The sequence below is a fragment of the Streptomyces sp. CA189 genome, from assembly GCF_056428985.1.
The window spans coordinates 1-15227 of sequence record NZ_JBWJVM010000037.1 but is presented as its reverse complement, the minus strand read 5'-3'; the positions used below and the strand labels follow the sequence as shown (position 1 = coordinate 15227).

The 15227-nt window shown below is 70.5% G+C and carries 13 protein-coding genes and 1 CRISPR repeat array; of the genes, 8 read left to right on the top strand and 5 right to left on the bottom strand.

Going from position 1 to position 15227, the window contains the following annotated elements; all coding sequences use genetic code 11:
• The first annotated feature begins 12 nt into the window (after nucleotides 1-12).
• The 5 genes from AC061S_RS25180 to AC061S_RS25160 all read left to right on the top strand — a co-directional run bounded on the left by AC061S_RS25180 (nucleotide 13) and on the right by AC061S_RS25160 (nucleotide 6700).
• On the top strand, nucleotides 13-1533 hold the full coding sequence (locus AC061S_RS25180; RefSeq protein WP_478688168.1) for an SCO6880 family protein: 1521 nt from the start codon (nucleotides 13-15) through the stop codon (nucleotides 1531-1533).
• 1 nt (nucleotide 1534) lies between these two features.
• On the top strand, nucleotides 1535-3091 hold the full coding sequence (locus AC061S_RS25175) for a type VI secretion protein (RefSeq protein WP_478688167.1): 1557 nt from the start codon (nucleotides 1535-1537) through the stop codon (nucleotides 3089-3091).
• A 1-nt stretch (nucleotide 3092) separates the two neighbouring features.
• A complete protein-coding gene (locus AC061S_RS25170; RefSeq protein ID WP_478688166.1) occupies nucleotides 3093-4781 on the top strand; it encodes a type IV secretory system conjugative DNA transfer family protein in 1689 nt (562 codons plus the stop codon).
• Nucleotides 4782-4818: 37 nt separating this feature from the next.
• Complete coding sequence (locus AC061S_RS25165; RefSeq protein ID WP_478688165.1) at nucleotides 4819-5340, top strand: hypothetical protein; 522 nt, start codon at nucleotides 4819-4821, stop codon at nucleotides 5338-5340.
• A 79-nt stretch (nucleotides 5341-5419) separates the two neighbouring features.
• Nucleotides 5420-6700 (top strand): hypothetical protein, encoded by a 1281-nt coding sequence (locus AC061S_RS25160; protein ID WP_478688164.1) that lies wholly within the window; start codon nucleotides 5420-5422, stop codon nucleotides 6698-6700.
• 339 nt (nucleotides 6701-7039) lie between these two features.
• On the opposite strand, the gene AC061S_RS25155 is transcribed toward AC061S_RS25160, so the two are convergent.
• On the bottom strand, nucleotides 7040-7633 hold the full coding sequence (locus AC061S_RS25155; RefSeq protein WP_478688163.1) for a barstar family protein: 594 nt from the start codon (nucleotides 7631-7633) through the stop codon (nucleotides 7040-7042).
• Nucleotides 7634-8167: 534 nt separating this feature from the next.
• Between AC061S_RS25155 and AC061S_RS25150 the strand changes: the two genes are divergently transcribed.
• Nucleotides 8168-8419, top strand: coding sequence for a LexA family protein (locus tag AC061S_RS25150; protein WP_478688162.1), 252 nt, complete (start codon nucleotides 8168-8170; stop codon nucleotides 8417-8419).
• A 493-nt stretch (nucleotides 8420-8912) separates the two neighbouring features.
• Nucleotides 8913-9918: direct repeats of the CRISPR family, unit length 29 nt; unit sequence CTGCTCCCCGCGCACGCGGGGATGACCCC.
• Nucleotides 9919-10286: 368 nt separating this feature from the next.
• Here AC061S_RS25150 and AC061S_RS25145 read toward each other — a convergent pair.
• Genes AC061S_RS25145 through AC061S_RS25135 form a run of 3 tightly spaced genes read right to left on the bottom strand, consistent with a single transcriptional unit; the run spans nucleotide 10287 to nucleotide 12604 of the window.
• The gene (locus tag AC061S_RS25145; protein WP_478688161.1) at nucleotides 10287-10523 is read right to left on the bottom strand and encodes a hypothetical protein; all 237 of its coding nucleotides are present in this window, start codon (nucleotides 10521-10523) and stop codon (nucleotides 10287-10289) included.
• A gap of 52 nt (nucleotides 10524-10575) precedes the next feature.
• Nucleotides 10576-12192, bottom strand: coding sequence for a hypothetical protein (locus tag AC061S_RS25140; protein WP_478688160.1), 1617 nt, complete (start codon nucleotides 12190-12192; stop codon nucleotides 10576-10578).
• Nucleotide 12193: 1 nt separating this feature from the next.
• Complete coding sequence (locus AC061S_RS25135; RefSeq protein WP_478688159.1) at nucleotides 12194-12604, bottom strand: hypothetical protein; 411 nt, start codon at nucleotides 12602-12604, stop codon at nucleotides 12194-12196.
• A 935-nt stretch (nucleotides 12605-13539) separates the two neighbouring features.
• Between AC061S_RS25135 and cutA the strand changes: the two genes are divergently transcribed.
• Nucleotides 13540-13779, top strand: a complete 240-nt coding sequence (gene cutA / locus AC061S_RS25130; RefSeq protein ID WP_478688214.1) for a divalent-cation tolerance protein CutA — start codon at nucleotides 13540-13542, stop codon at nucleotides 13777-13779.
• A 42-nt stretch (nucleotides 13780-13821) separates the two neighbouring features.
• On the opposite strand, the gene AC061S_RS25125 is transcribed toward cutA, so the two are convergent.
• Nucleotides 13822-14232, bottom strand: coding sequence for a hypothetical protein (locus AC061S_RS25125; RefSeq protein WP_478688158.1), 411 nt, complete (start codon nucleotides 14230-14232; stop codon nucleotides 13822-13824).
• A 275-nt stretch (nucleotides 14233-14507) separates the two neighbouring features.
• Here AC061S_RS25125 and AC061S_RS25120 point away from each other — a divergent pair, with 275 nt between their 5' ends.
• Nucleotides 14508-14804, top strand: coding sequence for a hypothetical protein (locus AC061S_RS25120; protein ID WP_478688157.1), 297 nt, complete (start codon nucleotides 14508-14510; stop codon nucleotides 14802-14804).
• The last annotated feature ends 423 nt before the right edge of the window (nucleotides 14805-15227 follow it).

The following is a 15227-nucleotide window of genomic DNA, read 5'->3' as shown; positions in this document are numbered from 1 at the left end:
GCGAGAGATGACATGTCGCAACCCGTCTCCTACGGAGGCTGGCAGTCCGAGACGACCGGCTTCATTGGCCGCCTCTCGGGCCCCGGCTTCGCCATGGTGGCCGCCGCCTCGCTCCTCGCGCTCCTGCCGTTCAACGTCGGCTGGCAGGCGGCGCTCGTATGCGTGCCGCTCGCGCTGCTGCTGCTCGCCCTCGCCTTCGGCCGGGTCGCGGGGCTCAGCGCCGACGAATGGATCTCCCTCGCAGTAAGGCACCAGATCTCCGTGGCCACCCGACGCAACCTCTTCCTCTCCGGCGCCTTCGCCCCCCGCTCCGCCAAGACCGGCCGCCAGCCGATGGACCTCCCCGGCATCCTGGCCCGCCTGCGCATCCTCGACGCCCCCGACGGGCTCGGCGGGCAGCTCGGGGTCGTCCACGACCCCGTGGCCGGCACCTACAGCGCGATCGCCCGCATCACCTTCCCCGGCCTCGCCCTCGTCGACACCGACCAGCAGGCCGCACGCGTGGCCTCCTGGGCTGCCTTCCTGCGCTCGTACTGCACCGAGGACTCCCCCGTCACCCGCATCGCCGTCCACCAGCGGTGCCTGCCCGACGACGGCGCGGCCCTCGCCTCCTGGACCGCCCGCCACGTCACCCCCGACGCCCCGGCCGCGGCCGTCACGGCCCTGGCCGAGCTGATGGACGGAGCGGGCCCGGCCGCGGCCACCCGCGAGACCTACCTGACGGTGACCCTCTCCGCAGCCCGGGCCCGCCTCGCGGTCAAGGGCGCGGGAGGCGGCCAGGTCGGCGCCGCGGCCGTCCTCGTACGCGAACTGCACGCCATGGGCCAGGCCCTGTCCACCGCGAGCCTGCAGGTCGTCGAGTGGCTGCCGCCCCGCAAGGTGGCGGCGACCGTGCGCACCGCGTACGACCCCGAGGCCCAGCAGATGCTCGCCACCCGGGGCGCCGCCGCCCAGGCACCCGGCTGGACGGGCACCGAGCCCGGACTCGACGTGGATCTCGCCGGTCCGGCGGCGACCGAGACGGCCTGGGGCGTCTACCGGCACGACGGCGCCTGGTCGGTCTCGTACCAGGTCCGCACCTGGCCGCAGGCCGCCGTCTACGCGACCATCCTCCAGCCGCTCCTGCGCCCCCGGCAGAACGCCCGCCGCGCGATGACCCTCCTCTACGAGCCGATCGGCCCGCGCCGGGCCCGCCAGGAACTGGCCCGCGACAAGGCCAAGCGCAGCTCCGCCCGCCACCTGCGCGCCAAGTCGGGCCGCGACGAGAGCGAGGACGAGCGCCGCGAGGAGGCCATCTCCCGCCAGCAGGACGTAGCCCGCGCCGCCGGCCAGGGCGTCCTGCGGATGACGGCCGTCCTCACCGTCACCGTCACCGAGCTCGGCGAGCTGGAGACCGCCTGCGCCGAACTCCAGGCGGACGCCGCCGCCTCCGGGCTGGAGGTCCGCCGCATGTGGGGCGCCCAGGACACCGGCTTCGCCACCGGCGCCCTCCCGCTCGGCCAGGGCCTGCCCGACCGCCGGATGGGGTTCTGAGATGGGCTTCCTCTCCCGCCGCCGCTCCCCCGGGGACACCCTCCTCGACGCCATCGGCATCGAGGAGGCCGCCGGCATCGCCGACCGCCCGCCCGTACCCGTTCCGGTCCAGCGCACCGCCCGAGAACAGCGCCGGGCCCGCCTCCTCGAAGACCCCGACACCGCGATGCGCCTGGCTCCGAGGAAGGGCTGGACCCAGCCCTTCGCGGGCCGGGCCGCCGCCCTCCCCCGTACCGAGGTCGTCCGCGCGGACACCGCGAACGCCGCCGGGATGTACCCGTACCTGCACGCCGCGAGCCTGCCGCCCATCGGCGCGTACATCGGCCGCAACGTCCTGACCACCGAGGCCTTCAGCGCCCACCCGGCGGTCTGGGTGAAGGAGGGCCTGTGCACCAACCCCAACGTGATGCTGACCGGCATCCCCGGCTCGGGCAAGTCCGCGCACGTCAAAGCCCTCTCCCTGCGCCTGATGGCGTTCGGGCACCGCACGCTCATCGCCGGGGACGTCAAGGGCGAGTACCAGGCGATGTGCCGCCACCTCGGCGTGGAACCCGTACGCCTCGGCCCCGGCCTCCCCGGCCGCCTCAACCCCCTGGACGCGGGACCCCTCGGCGCCGGCCTCGACCTCATCAAGGACCCGGCCGAACTCAAATCCCGCCTCACCGAGATCCACCGCCGGCGCCTGACCCTCCTCAAGGCGCTCCTCGAACTCCAGCTCCGCCGCACCCTCCAGCCCCAGGAGGAGGAAGCCCTCGACGTAGCCGTACGCGAGGTCACGGGCGAGCTGCACGGCACCACCCGCTTCGCCGTCCCCACCCTCCCCCTCGTCTACGACCGCCTGCGCGACCCCACCGACGTCATGGCCCGCGAGCTCCGCATCCGCGACGGCGACATCCAGCGGGCCCGCGAACAGATGGCCTCCATCCGCTCCGCCCTCGGCGGCATGGTCACCGGCCACCTCGGCGGGCTCTTCGACGAGGCCACCTCCATCGACCTGGACTGGGACGCCCCCATCCAGTCCGTCGACATCTCGGCGCTCCAGGAGTACGGCGACGAGACCGTCGCCATGGTCCTGTCCTGTGTCTCCACGTGGGCTCAGTCGGCCATCGACCAGCCCGGTCAGCGGCCGTGGATCGTCGTACGCGACGAACTGTGGCGGCAGATGCGATCCGGCGGCGCGACGATGGTGAAGAAGATCGACGCCGACCTGCGCCTGTCCCGGGCGACCGGCACCATCCAGGTACTGGCCACCCACCGCCTCTCCGACTTCGAAAGTGTGGGCGCGGCCGGCTCCGAGGCCGTCGCGATCGCCCGCGACCTCATCGCCTCCTGCGAGACCCGCATCCAGCTCGCCCAGGACACCCGGCCCCTCCAGATCACCCGCGAGGCCATCGGCCTGACCGACTCCGAATGCGGCCTCATCGGCTCCTGGGGCGCGGGGCAACGCGGCCGCGCGCTGTGGAAGGTCGGGCGCGGGGGCGGCTCGCACGCCGTCCAACTGATGCTCTCCCGCACCGAGGAACGCCTCTTCGAGACCGACGAGAAGATGGTGATCTGACGTGCCCGAGCGCGGCTCCGGCCCGTCCGCCCCGGGGCTGGACGACAACACGCTGCTCGCCGCGTACGGCGCCGGCCTGGTCGTCACCGTCGGCAGCTCGGTCCTGCTGGCCGGCCCGCTCGCCGGACTCCTGTCCGGCAACGGCTGGATCGGCAGCACGGACAGCGTTCCCGTCACGGTGCTGTCGGCCCTCGTCAAAGGCCCGGGCTCCGTCTACCACCCGGCGCCTCCGACGTGGCTGTTCTACGCGCTCACGGTGTTCTTCGTCCTAGCCCTGGGCGCCGTGATCGTCAAAGTCTCCAGCGCCCTGTCGGGTTTCGGCGCCCGCTCCGGCGGAGCCCAGTGGGGCGGCGCGAAGGTCGAGCGGAAGATGTACGCGGCGAACGAGCCGACCAAGCGGGTCAACCGCATCACCGCCGGCCGAGGCCTGCGCACCAAGAACATCGTCGCCGCACAGCCCAACATCTCCGCGACCGTGTTCGGCGTACCCGGCTCCTCGAAGACGACCGGCCTGGTCCTGCCGAACGCCGCCGAGTGGCAGGGCCCCCTGGTGGTGACCACGACCAAGGCCGCCGACCTGGACGTCATCCACGCCCGCCGCCGGGCCATCGGCCCCGTCTGGGTCATCGCCCCGGCCGGCATCCCCGGCCGCGCGGGCGACCACTGGTCCCCGGTCGCGTACTGCGCCGACGCGAAGGCCGCGGACCGGATGGCGGCCTGGCTCGCCGAGGCTTCCGCCTCCGGTGGCGACAAGCGGGGGGCACCCTGGGTCGACCAGGCCAAGAGCGTCCTCAAGGGCATCCTGCTCGCCGCCCACCTCTCCGGCGGCGGCATCGCCGACCTGCGCCGCTGGATCTCCCTCGGCAAGGACGCCGTGGACCACGTACGCGCCGTCCTCCTCGCGCACGGTTTCACCGACGTGGCCGAGGACTACGCCTCCCCCTGGCTGCGGCTGCACGAGGACGGCGTCGGCTCCATCCAGTTCAGCCTCAACGTCCTGGCCCGCGTCTTCGCCGACGAGGAGGTACGCGAGACCTGCGCCCGCTCCGACTTCACCTTCGAGGAGTGGCTCGAACGGCGGGGCACCATCTGCGTCATCGCCTCCGAAGCCGACGCCGACCGTTTCGCCCCGCTGATCAGTTCCCTGATCGCGGGCGCGATCCACGCCGCCGAATCCCGCTACAACTCCACCGGCAAGCCCATCGACCCGGCCGTCGGCTTCCTCGTCGACGAAGCCGGCAACATGCTCCGCTACCCGCGCCTGCCCGCCATCCTCACCACCGGCCGCGGCATGGGCATCGCCATGCTGACGGTCTGGCACGACCTCTCCCAGCTCCGCGAATCCCTCGGCGTGCAGAAGGCCAACACCGTCCTGTCGGCGAGCGGCCTGCGCATGCTGCTGCCCGGCTGCGGAGACCTGGAGACCCTGCGCTACTTCTCCGGGCTGTACGGGCGCACCGAGGTCATGAAGACCAGCCACGGCCGCTCCCGCGGCGAGCACTCCACGAACACCCAGGCCACGGAGACCGACCTCGCCCCGGTCCACTCCCTCCAGCAACTCCCCGACTTCACCGCGATCGCCCAGTACACCAACCTGCCGCCGATCAAGGTGAAGATGCGCCTCACCTTCCGTGACAAGGACCTCAAGCAGCTCCTCACGGCCCCCGAGGCCGCCCCCGCCAAGAAGTAGGGAGACAGACGACGATGACCGAGCCCAGGAGGCATCCGTGCCCGACCCGCTGAACCCGGCAGATCTCTGGCCGTCACCACCCGGAGCCGCCGCCGCGAAGAAGGCCGAGCCGCAACGCTGGGTGTGGGTTGCCATGGAACCCCAGGAGCGGCAGATGCGGATGCGGGAACTCGGCTGCTGGGTGGACTGGCTCCGTACCGCGTTCGAGCTCCACAACACGATCACGCACTGCTGGTACCGGCACTCCGCCGTCGTCGAACACCTCACCGCCCTCTACGTCGGCTGGATCCGCACGTACGCCGGGGAGGAAGAACCCGGCCGCGAGCTCGCCGAAGCCGACTGGATCAACACCCTCCACGCCCTCATCCCCCGCCTCCAGCTCGCCGCCTGCGCGGCCGGCACCCACCAGCCGCCGCCGCTCATCGTCCCGCCGCCGGCCGACCGCGACGAGGCCTTCGACCTGTACGTGAGGCTCTCCGACACGACGAGCGCCGCCACGGTCCACCCGGCGGCGGCCGAGCTCGGCCGCCGCGAAGCCGAACTGAACGAGCCGCTGTAGAGGGCCCTGCCCCGCCGCACAGCAGCTGCTTACGCCGCCGCCTGCCGCGGCGCCACACGACACCAAGGAGGTACCCGCGATGGCAACACCAGCGGACCAGGCAACCGGCCCCACCCCTGCCGCAGACGCCGCCCATACCGGAGCGGGCGCCATGCCCCTGTGGGTGGAGCCCGGCCACCCTGTGGAAGGGTTGGAGGTGAGTCCCAAGGTCCTCTTCGCATCACGCGGCACCGCCGGCTTCGACCCGTCCGAGCTTTCGGAGGCCAACGACTGGCCGGAGTTCGAAGAGGCGATGGCCGCCTGGGACGACCTCGTCCCCGCCGTCCCCGCAGCCGAGATCCGGGCCGCCGTAGCCAAAGACCTGGCCGTCCTGCAGCCCGGTGCGCGGGCAGCTGCCGAGTCCGACCCGGCCGCCGCCGGTGCCCCTGGAGTTCCGAAGCCGGCAGCTGCCCCTGCGCCGCCTGCCGAACCACCGGTTGTGGCGCCGACGGCTTCAGAGGCGGGAGCGGGCGTCGCAACGGCTCTGGCCGGCACCGCCACCCACACCGACAGGCTCAAGAACCACCCGGAGTGGCAGCGGATCCAGACCGTCCGAGGTGCCCTGGGGCACGTCTGGGACGTGATGAAGGAGAAGGCCGGCCCCTACTGGGAGAACCTGAAGGCCGACGTCCGGTTCCAGGGCTTCTGGAAGACCGCGTCCATCCGGGCCTGCGAGGCGATCTCGGCCTCCGCGTCGGCACTGGCCCGCCACCTCCAGGGCGACCTCCCCGCCGCCGACGCCCTACTCAAGCTCTCCGATGCGACCCTCACCTACAGCGACGTCGCCGCCAGGGCCGAGCCCGCCCCGGCACCCGCCGCGACGTCGGCCAAGGAGACCGCCGTCTCCGCCGAGGCGCCGATGCAGCGGCTCGTCGAACGGAAGCCCCCCACGGCGTACGCCACCCGTGAAGACTCCGTACGGGCGGCCGAGGAGGTGACGAAGCGCTTCCAGGACTGGATCGCCAGTCCCATGGGCCAGGAGCTGGTCACTTCCGACCACCGCAGAGTGGCCGATCTCCGCGACGCCTGGCAGCAGCTGCCACCGCACGGAAGCGGCCCCGGCCCGGCTGTCGGCCCGTACGGCAACGTCGCCGAGCGGGCCAAGGCTCTCGTCACGGCAGCAGTCGGCGCCGCCCGCTTCGCCCCCGGCGACCTCCAAGCCCTCCAGGCGCTGGCCCAGACCGCAGACCACCACGCCGCCCGCCTCTCGGTCACCCTGCCACCCGGCACGGCAACGCCGGCGCAGAAGTCGGCGTCCTCGGTACCCCGGGTCGCGGTTTCCCCGCCTACAGCGACCCGCACCCCACGGGCGGCGGTGTAGCCGGTCCGGTTCACGGCCGTTCAGCGTGGCCTCAGAGGTCGGAGCCTGTCCGTGCCGGGCAGTAGTTGCCCCGGCACGCCCTGTCGATCCGGCGGCTGCACCGCTGGTCCCCAACGGCGAGAGGCCCTTGCCTGAACTGGAACAACGACGGCCGTGGCGTGGAGACCTCCCTGTCCGCGCTTCCCCGCTGTCTGGGGCAGCCGGGTGGTCTGGGTGGCAGAAACCCCCGTGATTGTGTGAGTCGCAACCCTCACCGAACCTTGACCGCCAGACCGGGGTCGTTCAGCGTCTACGAGCGGAGCACGTAGCGCTTCAGCCAGCGCGCTTCGCCGTATCCGCTCAGGGCGTCCGGGAGTCGTAACCAGCCGGCGGCCAGACAGGGTCTCCGCCCCACGCGGTCAGGGTGAGGACCAGCCTGCCGTCCACTACGGCCGCGGACACGTCCTCGTCTGCGGCTGCGGCCTCGGTGAAATCGGCGGGCGCGACGTGGTCGAGGAGGAAGACGAAGTGGAGCGCGAAAGGGGAACCGTACGAGTGCGGCTCACCATCAAGGTCGACCATGAAGTTGGCTCGCCAGGCGCCATCACACAAGACCGAAACGAGGACACCGAGGAACTCCACGTCCAGCAGTGTGTCTGCGCCGTCGATCAACACCGCCACGTCCTGTTTGCCGTGCCCGGGCCCGTGCCAGTCGCCGAGGCAGTCCACCAAGGCGTTCCAGTTGTGCCCGAAGTAGCCGGGGAAGCCCAGCTCACGGGCGAATGCCCGGAACATGCATCCCTTCTCGTGCAGCTCCTTGCCGTCCAACCGCAGCACAATCCCACCCCGGGCTCGCAGCTCGGCCTCGGCCGCAGCGACCCAGGGATCGGCCGAGGAGGTAAAGGTGACCCAGGGCGATCGGCGTTCGGTGAGGGTGGGAAGGAAGCTGCTCATGCGGCATGTTCGCACCCCACCGGTCCGGGCGCATACGTGATTCGCCCGCGCCCTGAGCAGTCAGGGCGACGTCGGGAAGGGCAGTCCTGGCGTCTTTGCCCGCACCGTATTTGACCTGCAGGGTTCCGAGGAGACCAAAGTTCGGTGAGACGAACCGGCCGGTGGTCAAACCTCGGTGAGATCGGTCAAGGACCACTGAGACGGGACAGTGGTGTGCAGTCGAGGTGTCGCCTTCGCCTTGGCATTAAAATCGAACATGTGAGCTACTGAGGGAATGGCTCCGCTTTTCCCTTCCGACCTGATCCGCCTCCAGAGCGAGTGGATCCACACCTATGAGGCGCTCGCCCGGCTGGTTCCCGGGCAGGGCTCTACTGAGCTGCGTCGTCGGCTCCTCAAGTTGTCTGGCGCGTTGGCCTCCCATCCCTACTGGGCTGTACCCGGGCGCTCGTCCGCTGCGCGCACTGAGCTGCTGCGTCGGGCCCGCTTGTGCGACTGGGAGGCGGCTGCGTGATCCGGCTGAAAGGACGCGGGATCTTGATCCTCGAGTCCATCTCCGGCTACATCGCGGCGCATGGGAGGGGCCCCACCATCCGGGAGATCGGGGTGATGGCCGGGCTTCGCTCGAGCTCCTCCGTCGCGTACCAGCTTGCCCAGCTGGAGAAGGGCGGCCTGCTGGCCCGGAGCGTACGGTCCTGGAGCAGCGTAGAACTCACCGGCACGGGCCAGCGCCGGCTCGCCGCCGCGCAGGGCCGGCAGGGAGCGGCCGTCGATGTCGATGTTTCATAGGTGATCGTCTGCACCAGCTGGAGAACGGCATGCTCCTCGGTGGACGTGGCGCACATGCTGTACCGGCACCGGCACCGGTACGCAGACCGCTGGCCTCTCCTAGGGAGAAAGGTTCATGGGTCAATGGCTGGGGGCTAGCCGGTGGCTCCGACGGGTATGGCGAGGCCGGAGGGGTGTCGGCTTTGTGCGTTGACGGCGTTGCAGTTGGAGTTGTGTGCTGGTGTCGAGGCGGGCATCGGGCAGGTCGAGGCAGTGGCCGGAATGCGTGTTGTAGAAGCTGCCGAAGGGGGTGGGGAGCCATCGTTGGCCGCTGGCACCCGTCGCGGCAACGTCATGCGAATCAACCCGAGGCCAGGACCCCCACTGTGTCTAACCTGATTGCGAGGCCCGGTGGGCCTGGTCGACCGAATTGCGAAAAATGATAAATATGCCGGAGTTGGTGAAAGTGCTTCAAAACATGCTGCCGCCAACCTGGAGTCGCAGGTCAGTAAGTCTGCTCCCCGCGCACGCGGGGATGACCCCGATCCCCGAACCCGCCGACCACACCCTGTGCACTGCTCCCCGCGCACGCGGGGATGACCCCGCCGCGAGGTCAGCGGTCGCCATGAAAGTGACCTGCTCCCCGCGCACGCGGGGATGACCCCGGATCCCGAGCGGCCGGCCTGGAGTGCGTAGTCTGCTCCCCGCGCACGCGGGGATGACCCCTCCACTGACCACCGGCCGTATGCCAGGCCGTCCTGCTCCCCGCGCACGCGGGGATGACCCCAGCACGTGGCGGAAGTCGTCCTACTCGGACGGACTGCTCCCCGCGCACGCGGGGATGACCCCCGGACGTGACCCTCGTTCGAGAGGCGCCGGAGCTGCTCCCCGCGCACGCGGGGATGACCCCGAGGTGCAGGCGCGCTCGCTCACGGATCAGATCTGCTCCCCGCGCACGCGGGGATGACCCCCCCGAACCGTTGCCCGCCTGGGAACTCACCGGCTGCTCCCCGCGCACGCGGGGATGACCCCGCGGGCGGCGCTGGCCCCCACGCTCTTGGGCACTGCTCCCCGCGCACGCGGGGATGACCCCATGTGCATCAAATTGGGTGCGGCTCTGGACCACTGCTCCCCGCGCACGCGGGGATGACCCCCGACCGAAGCCTGCTACAGCGACCTGAAGACCCTGCTCCCCGCGCACGCGGGGATGACCCCGGGGAGTAGGCCGCATCGTAGAGGCGACAATTCTGCTCCCCGCGCACGCGGGGATGACCCCTTCGCCGTGTACGAGGCGCGGACGGTCACGGTCTGCTCCCCGCGCATGCGGGGATGACCCCACCCGCGAGCGGACCCGCTGCTACGACTGCGGCTGCTCTCGGCGCACGCGGGGATGACCCCACCGATGCCCGCGCGCTGTACCGGATCCGGTTCTGCTCCCCGCGCACGCGGGGATGACTCCACGGCCGGGACCACGCTCCTGGACGTCGAATCCTGCTCCCCGCGAACGCGGGGATGACTCCAGCACGGCGTACGCCACCCGAGAGGACTCCGTACGTGCCGCAGAGGAGGTGGCGACGCGCCTCCGGGTGCGGATCACCAGTCCCGCCAGGAGCTGGCCTACTCCCGCCACCGCAGGATGACGTCGGTCCGGGACGCCGGGCAGCAATTGCTGCCGCACGGCATCGAGCCGGGCCCGGCCGTAGGCCGTACTGCACCGTTGCCGGGCGGGCCAAGGCCCTCGTCACGGCGGCCGTCGGCGCCGCCCGCTTCGCCCCCGGCCACGTCCAGGCCTTCCAGGCACTGGCCCAGACCGCAGACCACCACGCCGTTCGCCTATCGGTCACCCTGCCACCTGGTACGGCTACACCTGTGCCCGAGCGACGGATAGCTACATGGCGGCCCGCAGCATCCCCGCCGTCTTGGCCATGGCGGCCTTCGTCGACTCGTCGGCAGCGGTCCGTGCGGCGTCCTCCAGCAGGAGCGCGGCCGCCTGGAGGAGTCCGATGTGGACGGGCACGGTCTCCAGTCCGGTGAGCGCGGCCATGGCCTGATCGGTAGCGCTCTGCGGGATAAGGGTGCTGACGCCGCGTCCGACGATCCGTTGGGACTGCGTTGGTGTACTCACGAGGTGATTCTCGCGGGTCCGGACACCGAACTGCCCATGTGCGCGAGCGGGCTCACTGCCGCAGTCCCGGACGGCGCCCGATCGCCAGGTCGGTGGGGACGTACGCCCGGGGCAGCACCCGCTGCCGAGCCTGCACCGGCTGCGTGGGAGCCCACTTCTGCTCCTGGGCGATCGACCGGTGCGCGGCAGCGTCCAGCATCGCCCGCGGCACGGGCGTGCCCGCGCTCTGCGCGGCGGACAGGAGCGCGGCTGCGCTCTTCTGCTCCGCGGCCATCACCGCCGCGTAGGCCCCGGTCAGCGATTCGACCTGCCGCGAGTGGACGGGGTAGAAGGGCCGGCTCTTGTCGAGAGCCCGGGGCCTGTACTGATCGGAGTTGGTCACCAGGCCGGCCGCGGCGCGCCGGACCACCCAGGGGGCGGCGCCCGCCATCTGCCAGCCGGTGGCGGAGAGCCGGTACGCGGTCGCGGCGAGGGCTCCCGCTCCCCCGGCGTCCGCGACGATGTCGGCGGCCGACCTGGCCGGCCCCGGCGGCTGGTTGGGCGTCCACTGGGGGCCGAACAGCAGCTGGCCCAGGCGCACCGCGCTGGTACGGGAGATCACCACCGCGGGATGGGGATCGGTCGACGGCATCTTCACCGCCTTGCCCTGGCGGACCTGCGCGTAGCCCGGCGGCGGGAGCGGCGGGTGTTCCCGGGGATCGCCCGTATCGACGACGTTGCCCCAGGCGTCGGCGGCCTTGTCCCAGCCCCTCGAGGACTCCCGAAGCGCCAGGGCAGCGCTCTTCAGACCGTCCTTTGCGGCGCCGTCCGTCATCTCCCCGGCGACGTGCATCAGGGTCCGCCCAGCGAGCAGCCGGCTCATCGCGTTCCAAGAGGAGATCTGGGTGAGGTCCGCGCCGCTGAGCCGGTGTTCCGCGCTGTCGTGCAGGGCGGTGTACGCGGCGCGGGAGAGGCGCTCGCTGTCCTCTGCGAGGCGGGTGGTGATGGCGCTGGTTTCGTCCGTCGCCGCCGCTTGGACCGGTTCGACGGGTAGCGCCGTAGGGAAGGAGGCCAGGTCGTGATCGGCGTCGCGGGTCGCCGCCCGCGCGTAGACGGAGGCGTGGTCGAGGGATGTCCTGGCCTGTTGGAAGGCGTCGACCGCGCCGGGATGCTCGGCGCCCTGGGAGAGCCGGTGCACGACGTGGCCTGCCTCCCAGGCGACCTCGGAGTACCGCCGCGCGAGGTAGTCGAACGCCTTCTGGTGCCGCAGCAGGTAGGCGTACGGCGTCAGCGGGGCCCGGTCGGGACCGAGATGGCTGCTGATCGTGTCGCGTACGGCGCCCACGGCCTGTGCTGCCAAGGCGATCCGCTCGCCGGCCGGCCCGCCCTCCCCCGGCTGCGGGGCCAGGTACCGGCGCGCCGTGCCCAGGGACTTCCGCGCATCGCCCAGGCAGTCCTCCAAGTTCTGCTCCGCCTGGGTCAGGTCCCGCCGGCGCCGCTGGTCTTCGTAGGTCGTCGGAGCAGGGGTGTACGCCCTGGGGCCAAGGCCCTTCTGCATCTGTAACAGCAGGCCGTCGACTTCGTCGGCCAGAGCGGCACGCTCATCGGAGGCGACGGACGCGAGCGGGGTCTGCGCCACCTCCTGCAGGTGTGCGATCGCGGCGTCGAACAGCTCCCCGAGCGTCGCCACCTCACTGCCCCCGCACGAAGGACAGAGCCACGGCCGCACCGGACGCCAGTTCCCCGACCTCCACCAGGGCACGGGCCGATGCCTCGTCCGCCACCTCGCCGCGCGACAGCCGCGTCAGGGCCGCGCTGACGTGCTCCAGCAGCCGTACGTACGGAGTGAGACCGGCGGCCCCCGGTTCCGGTGGCGGCGCCGTGACCAGCAGGCTTGTCTCGGGCAGCGGAAGGCGGTCGCGTCCTTCCGAGCACTGTTGCGAGGTGATCATCGCCTGCAGCTCGTCACTGCCTTCGTCGAAGGTGATGCTGTGGGCGAGCTTGCTGATCATGCCGAAGACGTCCCAAGCCGCCGCCAGCACGACGCTGGCATCCTCCGAGTCCAACTGCTCGTCCAGCCGCAGTAGCACCGATGCAGACATCAACAGCCCTTCTCTCATGTCGGAATGGCGACGATCGTCCCACCTCGCAACCACCCGGTGGGCACGCCTGTGGATAAGCGCGGCGCTGTGGAGCTGCCCCTTCCTCGCGTGAGCCGGCTGGCGGACGCGCGCCGTTTCGCTCGTGCGGGTGCACTTCCGCATCCAGCCGTACCAAGCCGGATCGACGGGCTCGTTGAAGGGGACATATCGGAAGATCATCTACGAGTCCTCGTCACCGGTGAGGCATACAGCCGCCCCGCACACCACAAGAAGGGGACGAAGCCGTGACGAACGGGGACTGAGCTGCAAGTCAGGTGCCCTGGAGCAACCGTCCTGGCAGGATCACCCCCATGATGTTCTGCAGAAAGGCCCATGCCGCGTAGACGGCCCGGGCGTGTCCGCGCCGAGCAGTGGCCGCGGCACCGGCTCACCTATCAACCCCCTATTTCTGGCCTGTCCCCGCCTGCTCTCGCCGAAGTTGCCAGGGTCGAGAGGAGCCGGAACTACCTGTGGCCTGGCGTCACGGCCGAGTCCGTGAGGATTTGGCGCGAGTTCGTGCGGGACCCGTACCGCAACCTCTGGAGTGAGTACGAGGACGGCGGCTGCGGTGTGTGGGAATGCTGCGGCAGCCCCTTCGAAGCACGCGAGTTCCTGGATGCCGTGATACACGGCATGTCCCGGCGCCGAGCTTGCGAGCTTCGATTCTTCGTAGACCAACTCGACAACTCGTACTGAGTGAGTTCAGGCAGGACGTTGAGCGTGATCTGCGCACGACCCCTGCCGGGCCGCAGCCTGTGATGTCGTAGGCCTTGGACACCACAACACGCAGACGACACGGGAGGACATCGTGGCGACCGAGATCGTGATCGCACAGACCACCATCGATGACGAGGCAGGGGCGAGGGCACTGGCGCAGGGCGCGGTAGGGGGCCCGGCTGGCAGCGTGTGCGCACATCGATGCTCCTCTCACCGCGGTCTACCGCTGGAAGGAGAACATCGAGACGGCCACAGAGTGGCGCGTGTCCTTCAAGACCACGAAGGACCGCCTGACGGCTCTGGCGGAGTGGGTCGGGCAGACGCACTCCTACGACGTACCGGAGTGGATCGTGCTCCCCGTGATCGCTGCCTCCGATGGCTACAGCGCGTGGGTCGTGGAGGAGACCACCGCCAGATAGTCATTCGCCGGCACGGCTGCGGCAGGCGTCGGGCTATGCGGCTCACTGTTCCCGCACGAAGGACAGAGCCGCGGCCGCACCGGACGCCAGCTCTCCGCCCTTCACCAGGGCGCGGGCCGATGCCTCGTCTGCCACTGGGCCGGCCGACAGTCGCGTCAGCGCGGCGCTGACGTGCTCCAGCAGCCGTACGTACGGAGTGAGACCGGCGGCCCCCGGCTCTGGCGGCGGAGTCGTGACTGGCCTTCCGGTCTCCGGGAGTGGAAGGCGATCGAGGCCCTCTGAACACTGCTGTGCGGCGATCATCGCCTGCAGCTCGTCACTGCCCTCGTCGAACGTGATGTCGTCTGCGAGCTTGGTAGTCATGCCAAAGACGTCCCAGGCCGCAGCCAGAACCGTGACCGGGTCCTCGGAGTCCAACTGAAGGTCGAACTCCATCAGCGCTGATGCAGACATCAACAACCCTCCTTCTGCCAGATCGGGGACGATCGTCCCACCCCACACGCACCCGACCATTCGGCCTGTGGATAAGCCTGACGTTGTGGAGCTCACGGTTCCGTGCGTCCGCCGAGTGGATGGAAGCGAGCCCTTAGCTCGTGCGGGTGCACTTCCGCATCCAGCTGTACCGAGCGGGATTGACGGACTCGTTGAAGGGATATGCGGAGACCTTCAACCCAACTCTGCCCCCGCCTTCCCCCTTAGACTGCGTGATTCACATCGTTCGGGGGATCATGAACTTCACTCGATATCGCAGACCGTCGGCCTTCCTGCTGCTGACGGTGGGAGTCATCTTCGGCGTCGCGGCCTTAGCCGGACTTGCGTCGGGGGACGACGGCGCGCTGGTCCTACTGCTCCGACTCCACGAATACGTCCTTCTGCTGGGATGGCTCGCCCTGGCCGCGCTAACCGGGTCGGTCCTCTTGGGACTGGCGGAGTCCTCGCTGCGCGTGCCCCTGGTCACCATGCTGCTCGTCATCGGTGTCCCCATGCTGCTCATCGGGGGGCTGGGCCTCTGCGGTGTTCGGTAGCTCGGACGAGCCGTTGAAGACTGAAGCGGCCCCTGGCCGCGGTAACCGCAAGCTGGTCGTGGTGACACAAAGCGGCTCCCTTGACCCGGTTTGGTGTGTCTACGTCCATCAGGGGCACCCACCGCGGGAACGCCGGCGGAGTGTCGGCTGCTTCAACGGCGACTCCACGGACAACGAACTCAGCGAGACCGTGTGGACGGGCCCCGACCGGATTCGCATGACGACCGAGGGAGGTGCGGTCCACGAAGTGACCATCGCCCACGGCGGTCGGCCCGACCGGGTTGTTTCCGTCGGCTACTGAACTTGATTGGGTGATGTCGGGGCTGTTCGCCTGACAGCGTCCGGGTCGTTCCGGTAGCCCTGATGCTGTGAGGTACGCGCAGGGCGGCGGTTTGACCGACGCCGAGAGGGCCGCGCGGGAGC